General features: G+C 63.2%; 13 protein-coding genes. 3 read left to right on the plus strand and 10 right to left on the minus strand.

The genetic code is table 11. From position 1 onward, the window contains the following. Positions 1-27: 27 nt before the first annotated feature. Positions 28-1260 (minus strand): L,D-transpeptidase family protein, encoded by a 1233-nt coding sequence (locus tag ACQ5BM_RS05500; protein WP_429808786.1) that lies wholly within the window; start codon positions 1258-1260, stop codon positions 28-30. A 113-nt stretch (positions 1261-1373) separates the two neighbouring features. Then, positions 1374-2666, minus strand: a complete 1293-nt coding sequence (locus ACQ5BM_RS05505; protein WP_429808788.1) for a DNA polymerase IV — start codon at positions 2664-2666, stop codon at positions 1374-1376. 66 nt (positions 2667-2732) lie between these two features. Between ACQ5BM_RS05505 and ACQ5BM_RS05510 the strand changes: the two genes are divergently transcribed. Next, positions 2733-3317 (plus strand): GNAT family N-acetyltransferase, encoded by a 585-nt coding sequence (locus ACQ5BM_RS05510; RefSeq protein ID WP_429808791.1) that lies wholly within the window; start codon positions 2733-2735, stop codon positions 3315-3317. 17 nt (positions 3318-3334) lie between these two features. On the opposite strand, the gene ACQ5BM_RS05515 is transcribed toward ACQ5BM_RS05510, so the two are convergent. Together ACQ5BM_RS05515 and ACQ5BM_RS05520 are read right to left on the minus strand one after the other, a co-directional pair. Continuing rightward, positions 3335-3976 carry a hypothetical protein gene (locus ACQ5BM_RS05515; RefSeq protein WP_429808794.1) on the minus strand — a complete coding sequence of 214 codons (642 nt, stop codon included), beginning with the start codon at positions 3974-3976 and terminating at the stop codon, positions 3335-3337. A gap of 2 nt (positions 3977-3978) precedes the next feature. Continuing rightward, positions 3979-4248 (minus strand): DUF3572 domain-containing protein, encoded by a 270-nt coding sequence (locus ACQ5BM_RS05520; protein WP_429808796.1) that lies wholly within the window; start codon positions 4246-4248, stop codon positions 3979-3981. A gap of 156 nt (positions 4249-4404) precedes the next feature. Here ACQ5BM_RS05520 and ACQ5BM_RS05525 point away from each other — a divergent pair, with 156 nt between their 5' ends. Both ACQ5BM_RS05525 and ACQ5BM_RS05530 read left to right on the plus strand, forming a co-directional pair. Then, complete coding sequence (locus tag ACQ5BM_RS05525; RefSeq protein WP_003537642.1) at positions 4405-4776, plus strand: response regulator; 372 nt, start codon at positions 4405-4407, stop codon at positions 4774-4776. Positions 4777-4793: 17 nt separating this feature from the next. Further along, positions 4794-6161 carry a PleD family two-component system response regulator gene (locus ACQ5BM_RS05530; RefSeq protein ID WP_429808799.1) on the plus strand — a complete coding sequence of 456 codons (1368 nt, stop codon included), beginning with the start codon at positions 4794-4796 and terminating at the stop codon, positions 6159-6161. A 574-nt stretch (positions 6162-6735) separates the two neighbouring features. Here the strand turns inward: ACQ5BM_RS05530 and rpmG are convergent. The 6 genes from rpmG to topA form a co-directional block, all read right to left on the minus strand. Next, complete coding sequence (rpmG, locus tag ACQ5BM_RS05535) at positions 6736-6903, minus strand: 50S ribosomal protein L33 (RefSeq protein WP_034795357.1); 168 nt, start codon at positions 6901-6903, stop codon at positions 6736-6738. A 93-nt stretch (positions 6904-6996) separates the two neighbouring features. Continuing rightward, on the minus strand, positions 6997-8181 hold the full coding sequence (locus tag ACQ5BM_RS05540) for an MFS transporter (RefSeq protein ID WP_429808802.1): 1185 nt from the start codon (positions 8179-8181) through the stop codon (positions 6997-6999). Between the two features lie 10 nt (positions 8182-8191). After that, a complete protein-coding gene (locus ACQ5BM_RS05545) occupies positions 8192-8893 on the minus strand; it encodes an NUDIX hydrolase (RefSeq protein ID WP_429808805.1) in 702 nt (233 codons plus the stop codon). Continuing rightward, positions 8890-9345 (minus strand): DUF983 domain-containing protein, encoded by a 456-nt coding sequence (locus ACQ5BM_RS05550; RefSeq protein WP_429808808.1) that lies wholly within the window; start codon positions 9343-9345, stop codon positions 8890-8892. Before ACQ5BM_RS05550 ends, ACQ5BM_RS05545 begins: the two co-directional genes overlap by 4 nt. A 25-nt stretch (positions 9346-9370) precedes the next feature. Further along, the gene (rnr, locus tag ACQ5BM_RS05555) at positions 9371-11743 is read right to left on the minus strand and encodes a ribonuclease R (RefSeq protein WP_429808811.1); all 2373 of its coding nucleotides are present in this window, start codon (positions 11741-11743) and stop codon (positions 9371-9373) included. 2 nt (positions 11744-11745) lie between these two features. Continuing rightward, positions 11746-14412 (minus strand): type I DNA topoisomerase, encoded by a 2667-nt coding sequence (gene topA, locus ACQ5BM_RS05560; RefSeq protein WP_429808814.1) that lies wholly within the window; start codon positions 14410-14412, stop codon positions 11746-11748. Positions 14413-14440: the final 28 nt, after the last annotated feature.

Consider the following 14440-nt stretch of genomic DNA (forward strand, 5'->3'; position numbering starts at 1 on the left):
ATGACTGTTTCGCGTATAGGCCTGCGATCAGTCGCGGGGCCGCGTTCGGGTGATGGTGATGAAATCGGTGCCCTCGCCGGTCTCCAGTCCGCTTTCCGTGTCGGCGATCGAGAGCGACGAGCCTTCGGCCAACAGGCCCTCGACCCGCCTGCGAACATCGTCTGATATCGTCATCCGCGCCAGCGTCCGCTGTATTCCGTTATAGGCGAAGGGATCCGCGTCTGTGGAAATGCCGAGCCGCTTCTTCGTCGAAGCAGGCAGGTGGTTCTCAAGGGAAACGCCGAACCATTTGCCTTCAGCGCCTTCTTCTTCATTGTGGCGGAATTGAAGGAAATGCGTTCCAAGTGCCTCTTCCGGCTTGTCGATGGTAAGACCCGCTTCGAACAGTGGCTTGAACCCTTGCCGCACGAGGATCTTGCCGTTCTGCGGCGGCGTGCGCCCGGCCTTGCGCAGCAGCCTGTCGGTCAACTCCGGCGTCAGCTTGCCGTCGCTCTCGAGCCCTTCGCTCGCCTGGAAGGCACGGAGCGCCGCAATCGTCGCCGGCCCTGGGTGGCCGTCGATCGTACCGGGTGCGTATCCGAGGAACTCCAGCGACGCCTGCACTTCACGCATGGCGTCCCGCGCATCGCTGCGCGTGATCAGGATACGGATCGGTTCTGCCGTGGATTTGGCTGCGCCCCCCGCACCACCTGCCGGTTCTGTCATGGCGACTTCGACCGGCGTATCTCCAGCCTGGCTGATGGCGGGTCTCAGCGGCACATCGGAAAGCGGCGGCAGGATTTCCGAGGGAGCCGGGCGAAAGAGCAGGGCGCTCTTGACCTCTGCAGGCGTTATCTGCCGGTCGGAAATCAGCACGTGCACGCCGCGCTCGGTCATCTTGTAAAGCGAGGCGGCGAAAGCGCTCGGCAGGCGCACGCAGCCATGCGAGGCGGGGTAGTCGGGCACATGGTTGGACCCGTGCAGCGCGATACCCGACCAAGTAAGCCGCTGCATGAAGGGCATCGGCGCGTTCGAGTAGATGTTCGACTTGTGATGGCGCCGCTTTTCCAGAATCGAGAAGATGCCCGTCGGCGTCGCATGGCCGGCCTTGCCGGTTGACACCGGCGACGTCGCAATCACGGCGTCGCCGTCATAGACGACGAGCGATTGCTGGTCTTTCGAGACGATGATCTGTAGCGGCCCGCGACTGCCTGCAAACCCGGTGGCCGGTGACAAAAGCAGAGCAACGAAGCTGGCGGTGAGAGCGAAACGCGATACCATACACTCAACCCAACACGTGACTTGGCGAACGAGCCTAGCCTGCAATCTTTAAAGAATTCATCCAGTCCGTGTGCGCACCACATCAAGGTTGCATGATCGCGCTGCGCCCGCGTTCAGGGATCGCGTTTCCGGGTGCCGAAGGTATAGCCGGTCTCGACGCTGGCCTTGCCGAACTTGTCGCGCAGCTTGTTGATGGCGTCTTCGGCCGCGGCCCGGCGGGTTGCCGCGGGGTCGACCAGATCGGGCGGATCGGCAAGATCCGGGGCTGAGAGATCGCTGACGCCGATCCCGATCAGGCGGTACTTCGTGCCGTCCGCCTCTTTTTCCAGGAGTTGCAGCCCGGTGCGGAAGATGCGGTCGGCGAGCCGTGTCGGGCTGTCGAGCCGCCGGTTGCGGGTGCGGATCTTGAAGTCGGCCGTCTTCAGTTTCAGAACGACGGTCTGACCGGCGAGTTCGGACTTTCGCAGCCGATGCGCTACCTGCTCGCTGAGGCGCCTGAGGTGCACCACGAGATCGTCGTAACGCGCGATATCGTCGTTGAACGTCGTCTCGGAGGACACGCTCTTGGCTTCTCCGTCGATCTCGACCGCCCTCTCGTCGAGCCCGCGCGACAGGCGAAAGAGCCGTTGTCCCATGGTGCCGTAGCGGCGCATGAGATCGGCTTCCTCCATGCTCTGCAATTGCCCGATCGTGCGCACGCCGTCGCGTTCCAGGGTATTGGCGAAGGCCTTGCCGACGCCCCAGATCAGCGTGACCGGCCTTTCTCTCAGGAACTCCAGTGCCTCGGCCTGGCCGATGACCGAAAAGCCGCGCGGCTTCTGCAGGTCGGAAGCCACCTTGGCGAGAAACTTGCAGTAGGAGAGGCCGACGGAGACGGTGATGCCGATCTCCTGCTCGACACGCCGGGCGAAGCGCGCGAGCGTGCGCGCCGGCGGATCGTGGTGCAGCCGCTCGGTACCCTTGAGTTCCAGAAAGGCCTCGTCGATCGACAGCGGCTGCACCAGCGGTGTCAACTCCTGCATCAGCGTGCGGACTTCGCGCCCGACACGCGCGTATTTTTCCATGTTGGGCTTGATGACCACGGCCTGCGGGCAGGCCTCCAGCGCCTTGAACATCGGCATTGCCGAGCGTACGCCGTGAATGCGGGCAATGTAGCAGGCGGTGGACACCACGCCGCGCTTGCCGCCGCCGATGATCACCGGCTTGTCGGCAAGTTCCGGATCATCGCGTTTTTCGATCGACGCGTAGAAGGCGTCACAATCGATATGCGCCAATGTCAGATCATAGAGCTCGCTGTGGCGTAGCAGGCGTGGACTGCCGCAGGCCGTGCAGCGCCGCGCGCCAACGGCCTGTTCCTTGAGGCAGTCGCGGCAGAAGCCTGGAGATTGAGCAGCGCTGTCGGGCATATCGGGAACAAATATTGAACATCGCGACCTTACGCTCTAGGCTGGTGAGTCTCAAGGGAGGCTCCGTTGGAAATCACACTCCAGTTCTCACCCGTGACGGCGGATAGTTGGGCGGATTTCGAGCAGCTTTTTGAGCCGAACGGTGCCTATGGCGGTTGCTGGTGCACCGCGTTGCGCCTGCCGCATTCCATCCGAACGGCGATGCCGGCCGGGCAGCGCAAGGCCTTTATCAAGGAACGTATCGAAGCCGCGCCGCCGCCCGGCATCCTCGGCTATTTCGAGGGAAAGCCGGTGGCCTGGGTTCAGGTTGGTCCTCGCCAGGATGTTCCGCAGTTCAATTCACCGCGCACGGTGGCGCGACCGCTGGAGGACCGCGAGGCGACCGATCCGAAGGTATGGGCGCTGAGCTGTCTGTTCATGCAGTCGAAACTACGGGGCAAGGGCTTGAGCCATCAACTCGTGCGCGCCGCGGTCGACCACGCCAGGGCGGGCGGTGCACGCTATCTCGATGCTTGTCCGATCGATCACGCCAAACAGTCAAAATCAGTCGCCCTTTGGGTCGGCGCGACGACGGTCTTCGAGGCCGCGGGATTCGACGTCGTGGCGCGTCGCAAGGATGGCAGACCGCTGATGCGTTTGGATTTGGACTGATGGGAACCGGCGCTGAATTAGCCCTCGAAATGCGCACGAATGGCCGCCGCGGCCTCCGGCCAGTCAGCGGCCGCGCGGATGCCGGTGTCCGGCTTTGGGGCGAGCGCGCGGAACTCCACGTTAACCATCAGGTTGATCAGCAGGCAGGACGGCGCGTAGCGCTGGACCGACTGCAGGTTGCGAAGAATGTCGTCGACGAAGACCAGCGGAACCGGGCGTCCGGCGTGCAGTTTCTGCACGATCGGTCCCTTCGGTTCCTCGGAGGCAAGCAGCGGGTAGGGAAGGCCAAGCCGGTCGAGCAAGGCGCGCCGGATCGCAGCGTGATGCGGCGGCATGGCGGTGAGGAAAACGATGTCCGCTTCCTTCGACAGCGCCGCCAAGGTCTCGACGACCTGTGCGGCCGGCGTCTGCCAGCGATCCTGCGTCCCGTAGAAGGAATCAAGCAGGGCTTTGACCTCCGCCTCCGCGAGCGGTCGTTCGTTCGTACGATCGACGATGTTGCCGGTCAAACGGAAGGATCGGGGCAACAGAACGTGGCCGCAGCTTTCAAGGAAAAGCTTGAACGGATTGATGAATTCGAGCACGACCTCATCGATGTCGCTGACGATCAGCGGGCGCTCTCGAAGCTGGATCCGGTCGCCTGTGGACGCGCCTGGCACGCTCAATCCTCAAAATCCGAATGGCCCGAAAGCGCCGCATGGGCGCGCACCACATCTTCCGGCGCCGTACCGGTCGCCTGGCAGAATGCCATCAGCGTTGGCTCGTGGTCCATGAGAAAGGCGACGAGTCCGCCCATGAATCCAGGCTCGGCGATGGCATTGCGCAATGCCGTGGGATCGGTGCCCGTCAGCGCCAGGAAACGGGACAGAAGCTCAGGCTCGCCGGCGAGCCAGGCGAGGATGTCGATGGCGATTTCGTCAGCGCTCTTCAATGCTTCGTCCCCGTATGGTTTTTACGTGCTGAGTTACCTATTTTTCAACCAAATAGGCCTATCTCTGAAGTTGAGGAAATGGGTCGAGTCGTCGACTCTGCAAGTTAAATGTCTTGAGGAGACTTGCAAGGTGACGACGGACAGCAAGGGATCGACATGCCCAAACAGGTAATGATTGTTGAGGACAACGAGCTGAACATGAAGCTGTTCCGCGACCTGATTGAGGCTTCCGGCTATGCGACGATCCAGACGCGCAACGGCATGGAGGCGCTCGAGCTCGCGCGCAAGCACCGGCCCGATCTCATTCTCATGGATATCCAGTTGCCGGAAGTGTCCGGTCTGGAAGTGACCAAATGGCTGAAGGAAGACGATGAATTGCACGTCATTCCTGTCATCGCCGTTACCGCATTTGCAATGAAGGGAGACGAGGAGCGCATCCGCCAGGGTGGATGCGAAGCCTATGTTTCCAAGCCGATTTCCGTACCGAAGTTTATAGAAACGATCAAAACCTACCTGGGCGATGCCTGAGCGGCGGGAAAATTGATATGACTGCGCGTATCCTTGTCGTTGATGATGTTCCGGCCAATGTGAAGTTGCTCGAAGCTAGGCTGCTCGCCGAATATTTCGATGTGTTGACGGCCAATGACGGCTACTCGGCACTGGCGCTTTGCGAGAAGACGCCCATCGATCTCGTGCTGCTCGACATCATGATGCCTGGACTCGACGGTTTCGAGGTCTGCGAACGGCTGAAGGCGAATCCGCGCACGGCGCATATTCCCGTCGTCATGGTGACGGCGCTCGATCAGCCGTCGGATCGCGTGCGCGGCCTGAAGGCAGGCGCCGACGACTTCCTGACCAAGCCCGTCAACGATCTGCAACTGATGTCGCGCGTGAAGAGCCTGGTGCGGCTGAAGAATGTCAGCGACGAATTGCGCCTGCGCGCCCAGACGGCGCAGACCATCGGCCTCGAGGACGTCGGCCGCTCGGATCGCCCGGATGAGCCGGGCAATGTTCTGCTGGTCGATGGTCGTGGCTCGTCGCAGGAGAGGCTGCAGCGCGCGCTTGCACCGATCGCGGATGTCTCGGTGACCTCAGATCCGCAGGCGGCACTCTTCGAAGCCGCCGAGAACAATTTCGACCTGGTCATCGTCAACGCGAACTTCGACGAATACGATCCTCTGCGGCTGTGCTCGCAGTTGCGTTCGCTGGAGCGGACGCGCTTCATCCCCATCCTGCTGATCGCGGAGCAGGGCAGCGATGAGATGGTGGTCCGCGCCCTCGATCTCGGCGTGACCGATTACCTGATGCGGCCGGTCGATCCGAATGAGCTGATCGCTCGCTCCATGACCCAGATCCGGCGCAAGCATTGCAATGACAGGCTGCGCGCGAGCGTGCAGCAGACCATCGAACTTGCCGTCACCGACGGGCTGACCGGCCTGCACAACCGCCGCTATTTCGATACTCACCTGAAACTGCTGATGGATCGGGCTGCTGCGCGCGGCCGGCCGCTGTCCATCTGCATGACGGACATCGACCGTTTCAAACAGGTCAACGATACCTACGGCCATGATGCCGGCGACGAAGTGCTGCGGGAGTTCGCCAATCGCATTCGTGCGACCGTCCGCGGGGCCGATCTTGCCTGCCGTTTCGGCGGAGAGGAATTCGTCGTCGTGATGCCGGATACGTCGGCTGAGATGGCGGCCGGCGTCGCCGAGCGCTTACGTATGATTATCGAAAGCCTGCCGTTCCCGGTACCACAGGCGGATGGCGTTTTGAGGGTAACGGCGTCGATGGGAATCGCGACGCTTAGGCCGGATGCCGATACGGCCGAGGCTCTGCTCAAGCGCGCGGATACGGCGCTCTACCAAGCCAAGAACGAGGGCCGCAACCGTGTGGTGGCGGCGGCTGCCTGAGCATTTGGGCGTCCAATCCGGACGCTCCGCACCCCGGTGAATTTCTTGGGGCCACCTCTTGCAGGTTGCATCTAAAGTTGTATTCTCGCCGCAGCCGATGCTACCGGGGAGTTTGGGTAGCCGCGGCGCCCAGACCGTATGCCTGTCTCAGTCTGATACAGAATTAACCATGCGCTTAGCGGCACCGCTTCGCGCATTAAGAATTCGTTGATTTTTTTCCATTTTCAGGTGATGCTGATGAACAGGAAGGCATCGCCTCCTAACATTTTGCTTACCCCATGATGCTCAGGTCCGCCGCATCTCCTGGGTCGTGGGGTCGGTCGGTTGGCTTTTGACGCCTGCGGAATCCTCGTGCCGCAGTCAGAGGCCAGCCGACCCCCTTTGCGAAACGCCGCCCCATCTCGGGGCGGCGTTTTTACTTTGGGGGATCAGGCGAGAGGCGCGAGACGGCATGCCTTTCGATCGTCAACTGGCCGGTCGCCGCGATCGCCGAAAGCCCATGCTCGAACGCCCAAAAGGAAAGGGCGCCTGACCTTGCGGTCGGCGCCCCTTGATCCCCGGGAAACCGTCGATCTTACTTGATCTTGGTTTCCTTGAACTCGACGTGCTTCTTGACGACCGGGTCGTACTTGGTCTTCGTCATCTTTTCCGTCATCGTACGGCTGTTCTTGGTCGTGACGTAGAAGAAACCCGTGTCGGCTGTCGAAAGCAGCTTGATCTTGATGGTGGTGGCTTTTGCCATGGTCGTCCTGCCTTTGTAACAATGAAAGCCGTGGACAACCGGTTGCGGGCCACGGGCAAGGTTGGCGCGAAACTACAAATCGCGGCCGAAAAGTCAAGGCCGTTTTGGATTCAAAACGATCCTGACCACCGAAAGCGCGACATAGAGAGCGAAAAAGCCGGCGATCGCCCAGGCGAAGCCGTTGTCGCCGGTGACGTCCATCGCGGCGCCGATGACCTGCGGGCCAGCGACCGTGCCGACCGCATAGGAGAACACGAAGGCGGCGTTGGCGGCCGCGAGATCCGCGCCCTGCAGGCGAGACCCCAGATGGCTGAGGCCGACGGTGTAGAGCCCGGACACGCAACCACCCCAGAAAAGCAGCACGACCGCCATGAGGAACCAGCTTTCAGCCAGCATCGGCAGACAGAGGGCGCCGATGAGGCCGATGACCGTCATGGCGGACAACAGCGTGCGCCGGTCCTTCACCCGATCGGACAACATGCCGAGGGGGATCTGGAAGATGAAGTTGCCGATGCCCATCACCGTCAGCAGCAGTGCGGCCTGTGATTCGGTGAAGCCGGACCGGGTACCGAACACCGGGAACAGCGAAAGCCCGCCCGATTCGACCGCGCCGAAGATGAAGACGGCGGCCGTGGCGGTCGGAACGAGGTAGACGTAGCGCAGGAAATGCCGCTCGGGCTTCTCGTCGATGACGGGGCTCTCGTCACGCGCCAGGAAGATCGGCACGGCGGCAAGCAGAATCACGCCGGCGCCGACGACGAAGGGCAGGATGCCCTCGCTGCCGAGGATGGAGAAGAGCAGGGGACCGGTGGCGAAACCAAGCGAAAGAACCGTGCCGTAGATGCCGAGCACGAAGCCGCGCTTGCTTGGCGGTGCAGTCGCGTTGATCCAGAACTCCGAGAGGATGAAGAGCACGGTAATGGCGCCGTGGAAGATCACACGCAGCGGAAACCAGAGCCAGAAGTTGGTGATGTAGTAGAAGCCGAAGGCACTCATGGCGGCGACCAGCACGGCCCACAACATGGTCTGTGCGACACCGTAGCGATGGGCGACCTTTGTGGTGAACGGCGCGGCCGCCATCGAGGCAAGGCCGGCCATCGCCGAGTTGAGCCCGATGAGCGTCGAGGAAATTCCACGCTTCTCCATGATGATGGAGAGCAGCGGCAGACCGAGGCCGATGGCGATGCCAACGGCGCTGATTGCGGCAACGGCGGCGATCAGCGACCGCCAGTGAATATCCTCAACCGGTGCAGTTATACCGGGCGACGGCTGTGACATTAGGCGAACCCTAGAGCAACGTGCGGACGAGGCGCCCACGGCGCGCGGCATAGAGTGGCACCGCTCGTTCACAGGGGAGCGACGGATCGGTGTCGAGACTGGTTCTGAGATCCGCAAGTATGATGGCGGTGATGTCAGGTATCCGTAGAGACGGAGAATCGTTCACATCGATCCACTGCAAGTCCTGAAGCTCCCGGCTGTCCAGGAAGCGTGTCGGATCGATCCCGGCCTCGTCCGCAAACAAAGCGAAGAAGCGCGTATCGAACCGCCTCGCATGGCCCGGAGGGGTGATGGCCCGAGCCATATAGCGCAACTTCGCAAGATCGGGAAGAAAGGGAACCGGCGCGGTGGCCGAGGGAGCCGGTTGGCCGACGGCGATGCCGGCCTCTTCGTAGAGCTCACGCAGCCCGGCAAGGGCGAGCGCGCGGGCGCTTGTGTCGGTCAGTTGGCGTGTGCCGGCCGTCTTCAGCGCATGCAGGACGGACGGGTGCAGGTCGGAGCCGAAACTGATGCGGTGGTCGCCGGCATCGCGCCGTCCACCGGGGAAGACATAGAGATCCGGCATGAAGACGTGGGCGCTGTGCCGCTTGCCCATCAAAACCCGCACGCGCTCCCCTTGGCGGTCCAGCAGCATGACGGAGGCGGCATCCCGCGGTCTGACGGCCGCAGGATGCTGGCGTTCCGGGCCGCCTGAGCTCCGCGCAGACGTCATGCCCTGTCGTCTCGCGGCGGCAGGACATCTTCCGGCGCGTCTTCGTGACCGCCAAAGCCGTGCATCCTGAGCGCCCATTGCAGACCGATGACGGCACCTTTGACCGGCTGCAGCAGCCCCAGCGAACTGATCACGGTGATCGGCGCCCAGATCGCCAGATGCTGCCACGTCGTCAACGGCAGGATGAGGTCGGTCATCATATAGCCGGCAAGCACGAGGTGGCCGACGATCGTCACGACGATATAGGGCGGGAAGTCATCGGCACGATGATGGTCCATGCGCTCGCCGCAGGCGGCGCAGGCATCGACGGACTTGACGTAGCTGCGAAACAGCTTGCCGCTGCCGCAGGCCGGACAGCGGCCGAGAAAGCCGCGCTTCATCGAAAGGCCAACCGAGCGCTCGTCGCTTTCGCTGCTGCCCAGTTGAAGTGTTTCGCCTGCCGCTGCTTTCATGCCTATTCCTCTGCCTTGCGGGAACCTATCGCCGGCCTCTCGGCGGCCGTGTTCCCGGCTTCTTGCGTGCCCCGGTGCGGTCGCGCCGGCCGGACTTGTGGAAGGAGCGCGTCGCCGTCGGCATCTTGCGCCCCTCGCTCAGCATTTCGAATCTCAGCGCACCCGCAAGCGGCACGGCCTCCACGAGCTTGACGCGCACCGGATCGCCCAGGCGATAGCCGAGCCCGGTCTTCTCGCCGGAAAGCGCCTGATGCGCCTCATCATAGATGAAGTAGTCGCGTCCGAGCGTAGATATCGGAACGAAGCCATCGGCGCCATAGGCGGGCAGGGTGACAAAGAGTCCCGCCTTGGTGACGCCCGAAACGCGGCCTTCGAATTCCTCGCCGACACGGCCATTCAGATGATGGGCGATCAGCCGGTCGACGGTGTCCCGTTCCGCTGCCATGGCGCGGCGCTCGAAGGTCGAGATCTCCGCGGCGATGTCGTCGAGCACACCCTCTTCCTGCGGCGTCAGTCCGCCTTCGCCAAGGCCGAGCGAGGCAACCAGTGCCCGATGTACGATGAGGTCGGCATAACGCCGGATCGGCGAGGTGAAATGCGCGTATTTCAAGAGGTTCAGGCCGAAGTGCCCGATATTCTCGGGGCTGTAGATGGCCTGGCTCTGCGAGCGGAGCACCATCTCGTTGACCATCGTCTCGAAGGGCTTTCCTTCGGCCTTGGCCAGGATGCCGTTGAAATGGTTCGAGCGCATGTTTCCGCCCTTGATGAGCGAGATGTCGAGCGTCGCCAGGAATTCGCGCAAGCTCTCCTGCTTGGCGAGCGACGGCTGGTCGTGCACGCGGTAGATCAGCACCTGGCGCTTCTGCTCCAGCGTCTCGGCCGCAGCGACGTTTGCCTGGATCATCATTTCCTCGATCAGCTTGTGGGCATCGAGGCGCTCGGGAACGAAGACACGGTCGACCGTGCCATCGGGCTTCAGGATGATCTTGCGCTCGGGCATGTTGAGCTCGAGGGGCTGGCGCCGGTCGCGGCCGCGCGTGAGGGTGCGATAAGCCTCCCAGAGCGGCTTCAGGATCGTGTCGAGGATCGGCCCGGTCTTGTCGTCCGGATTGCCGTCGATGGCCGCCTGCGCCTGCTGGTAGGAGAGTTTTGCCGCGCTTCTCATCATGATGCGGTGGAACGTGTGCCCGGCCTTGCGGCCCTCTTTGGAAAAGCGCATGCGCACGGCCAGTGCCGGGCGGTCGACGCCTTCCTTCAGGGAGCAGAGATCGTTGGATATCCGTTCGGGCAGCATCGGCACCACCCGATCGGGGAAGTAGACCGAGTTGCCGCGCTTCAGCGCCTCAAGGTCCAGCGCGGATTTTGGCCGGACATAATAGGAGACATCGGCGATCGCGACCGTGACGATGACGCCGCCGGGATTGTCTTCGGACGGATCCGGCTCGGCGTGAACGGCGTCGTCGTGATCCTTCGCATCGGCCGGGTCGATGGTGATGAGCGGCAGCGTCCGCCAGTCTTCGCGATGCGCCATGGTGGCGGGTCCAGCGGCATTTGCCTCTTCGATCACCCGTTCCGGGAAGACGTGGGGTATGCCGTGGGAATGGATCGCGATCATCGAGATCGCCTTCTCCGAGGCCACCGAGCCGATGACGTTTTGCACCTGGGCGCGTGGCAAGCCGTAACGGCCGACCCGTGCGAGCTGTACCTCGACGAGATCGCCATCCTTGGCGTTGCCGGTGAATTCCGGATCGACGAGCACTTCCTCGCCGCGCTTGTCGATCGGCATCAAGCGGCCACCGCCGCCGGGCGTCGAGCGGAAGACGCCGAGCACCGCGTCCTTACGCTTGTCCAGCACCTTGATGATGCGCGCCGTATAGGCAGGACCGCCCCGCTCCTTGGCCGGAAAGATCTTGGCGAGCACGCGGTCGCCGAGGCCGCCGACCGGAACCTTGCCCTTGGCCTTGCCGACGGCCGACTGCTTGATCAGCACCGCCGGAGCGACGCCGTCGTCGTCAAGCCACTCGGCCGGCCGGCCGATCAGTTCGCCGTCGACGTCGCGGATAGTGATGTCGAGCACGGTGACAGGGGGCAGGGCGCCGGGACGCACCAGCGACTTGCGCTTCTTCTCGACCAGACCGTCCTCTTCCAGCGATCTGAGCAACGCCTTGAGCTCGACACGGGTTTCGCCCTTGAGACCGAAGGCCTTGGCGATCTCGCGCTTGGAGGCACGATCCGGGTTTTCGGCGATGAAGCGCATCAGTACGTCGCGCGGCGGAACCGCGCCGTGAATGATGGGTTCGCTTGGCTGAGCCGGTCCGGCCTTGGCCGCGCGAGCAGGCTTCTTGCCCATGCTTCTCTTGCCGGACTGTTCGGTCGGGTCGCGCGGTATTCTGGTCAAAATCAGCCCTTCTTGGCCTTGGGGGCCGTCTTCGTCTTGCTCTTGGCGGGTGCCTTGGCTTTGGTTGTCTTCGCAGCGCCGTCCTCGGACTTTGCCGCTGCCTTGGTCGTCTTGGCCTTGCTTGCCTTGCCCTTCGTCGTTCCGCCCTTGGCGGCGCGCTCCGAAATCAGCGCGAGCGCCTCCTCGACCGTCACCGACTGCGGATCCTTGCCCTTGGGCAGAGTGGCGTTGACCTTGCCCCAGTTGACATAGGGACCGTAGCGCCCGTCACGAACGGTGATGGCGCCGCCTTCCGGGTGATCTCCGAGTTCCTTGAGCGCGGCGGCTGCCGTGCGGCCACGCCCGGCGCCGGCCTTCGACTGCTTGTCGGCAAGAACCGAGACGGCGCGGTTGAGGCCGATCGAGAACACGTCTTCGATCGATTCGAGATTGGCATAGGTGCCGTCATGCAGCACGAATGGTCCGTAGCGGCCGAGGCCGGTCGAGATCATCTTGCCGGTTTCGGGATGCGCGCCGATGTCGCGCGGCAGCGACAGAAGGGCGACCGCCTTCTCGTGGTCTATGGTCGATGGCGTCCAGCCCTTCGGCAGGCTCGAGCGCTTGGCTTCCTTGCCGTCGCCACGCTGGACATAGGGACCGAAGCGGCCGCTGCGCAGCGTGATTTCCTCGCCGGTATGCGGGTCCTTGCCGAGCGCCTGCGGTTCGTTGGAGACCGCCGCTTCCTGGTCGCCGTTGCTCTCGGAGGAAAGCTGGCGGGTGAAATTGCACTCCGGATAGTTCGAGCAGCCGACGAAGGCGCCATACTTGCCGAGCTTCAGCGACAGCTTGCCGGTGCCGCAGACCTGGCAGGTGCGCGGATCGCCGCCATCCTCGCGCTTCGGGAAGACCAGCGGCGCCAGTTCCTCGTTCAGTGCGTCGAGCACGTTGGTGACACGCAGCTCCTTGGTTTCCTCGATCTGTGCGAAGAAATCCTTCCAGAAGTCGCGAAGGACGTCCTTCCAGTTGACCTCTCCGGCCGAGACCTGGTCGAGCTTCTCTTCCAGCGACGCCGTGAAGTCGTAGCCGACATAGCGCGTGAAGAAACTCTCCAGGAACGCCGTCACCAGGCGGCCCTTGGCCTGGGGCACGAGCTTGCGCTTGTCGTTGGTGATGTAGTCGCGGTCGAGCAGCGTCGTGACCGTTGCGGCATAGGTGGAAGGCCGGCCGATGCCGAGCTCTTCCATCTTCTTGATCAGGCTCGCTTCCGAGTAGCGCGGCGGCGGCTCGGTGAAGTGCTGCGAAGCGTTGATCTTCTGCTTCGCGAGGTTCTCGCGCGCATTGATCTCCGGCAGGCGACCATCCTCGTCGCCGTCGTCGCTCTGCTCGCCATCTTCCTTGGCATCCGTATAGGCGGCGATGAAGCCGTCGAAGCGGATGACGGAGCCGGTGGCACGCAGGCCGGCGGTCTTGCCGCCATTGTTGGCGGTAATTTCGGCGGTGGTGCGCTCGATCTCGGCGGATGCCATCTGGCTCGCGATGCCGCGCTTCCAGACAAGGTCGTAGAGCCGCAGCATGTCGCCATCGAGGAAGCGGCGAACCTGGTCCGGCGTGCGGTTGAAGTCGGTCGGGCGGATGGCTTCGTGCGCTTCCTGGGCGTTCTTCGCCTTGGTCGAATAGAAGCGCGGCTTTTCCGGCAGGTAACGATCGCCGAATTGGCTGGCGATCGCTTTGCGCGAGGCCTCGATCGCCTCCGGCGCCATCTGCACGCCGTCGGTACGCATATAGGTGATCAGACCGACCGTCTCTCCGCCGATGTCGACGCCTTCATAGAGCTTCTGCGCGACCTGCATGGTGCGCGAGGCCGAAAAGCCGAGCTTGGAGGAGGCCGCCTGCTGCAGCGTCGAGGTGGTGAAGGGCGGCGACGGATTACGCTTGACGGGCTTCGCCTCGATGCTGTCGACGACATAGGCGGCGCCATCGAGCAGGGTCTTCAGCCGGTTCGCTTCCTCGCCGTTGCCGACCGCCTTGGGCGCAAGGCGCTTGCCGTCGGCTGAGACGAGGCGCGCCTCGAACTCGTCGCCGCGCGGGGTCTTCAGCAGCGCCGAAATGTTCCAGTATTCCTCCGAGACGAAGCGCTCGATCTCGGCTTCGCGGTCGCAGACGAGGCGGAGCGTGACCGACTGCACGCGGCCGGCCGAACGGGCGCCCGGCAGCTTGCGCCAGAGCACCGGCGACAGGTTGAAGCCGACGAGATAGTCAAGCGCGCGGCGTGCCAGGTAGGCGTCGACCAGCGAGATGTCGATGTCGCGCGGATGGGCGATCGCCTCGAGCACTGCCTTTTTGGTGATGGCGTTGAAGGCCACGCGCTTGACCGGCTTGTCGCCAAGCACCTTCTTCTTCTTCAAGAGGTCGAGCACGTGCCAGGAAATGGCTTCGCCTTCGCGATCCGGGTCGGTTGCGAGAATGAGGCCGTCGGAGGATTTGACCGCGTCGGCAATATCCTTCATGCGCTTCGCCGAGGCGCCGTCGACCTCCCAGGACATTTCGAAGTCTTCGTCCGGACGGACCGAACCGTCCTTCGCCGGCAGGTCGCGCACATGGCCGAACGAAGCCAGTACCTTGTAGCCAGGCCCGAGGTACTTGTTGATCGTCTTTGCCTTGGAAGGCGACTCCACCACTACAACATTCATCGTCATTTTCTGAGACAACCGGTTCTGG

It is taken from the genome of Ensifer sp. B1-9 (assembly GCF_050474445.1).
Taxonomy (GTDB): domain Bacteria; phylum Pseudomonadota; class Alphaproteobacteria; order Rhizobiales; family Rhizobiaceae; genus Ensifer.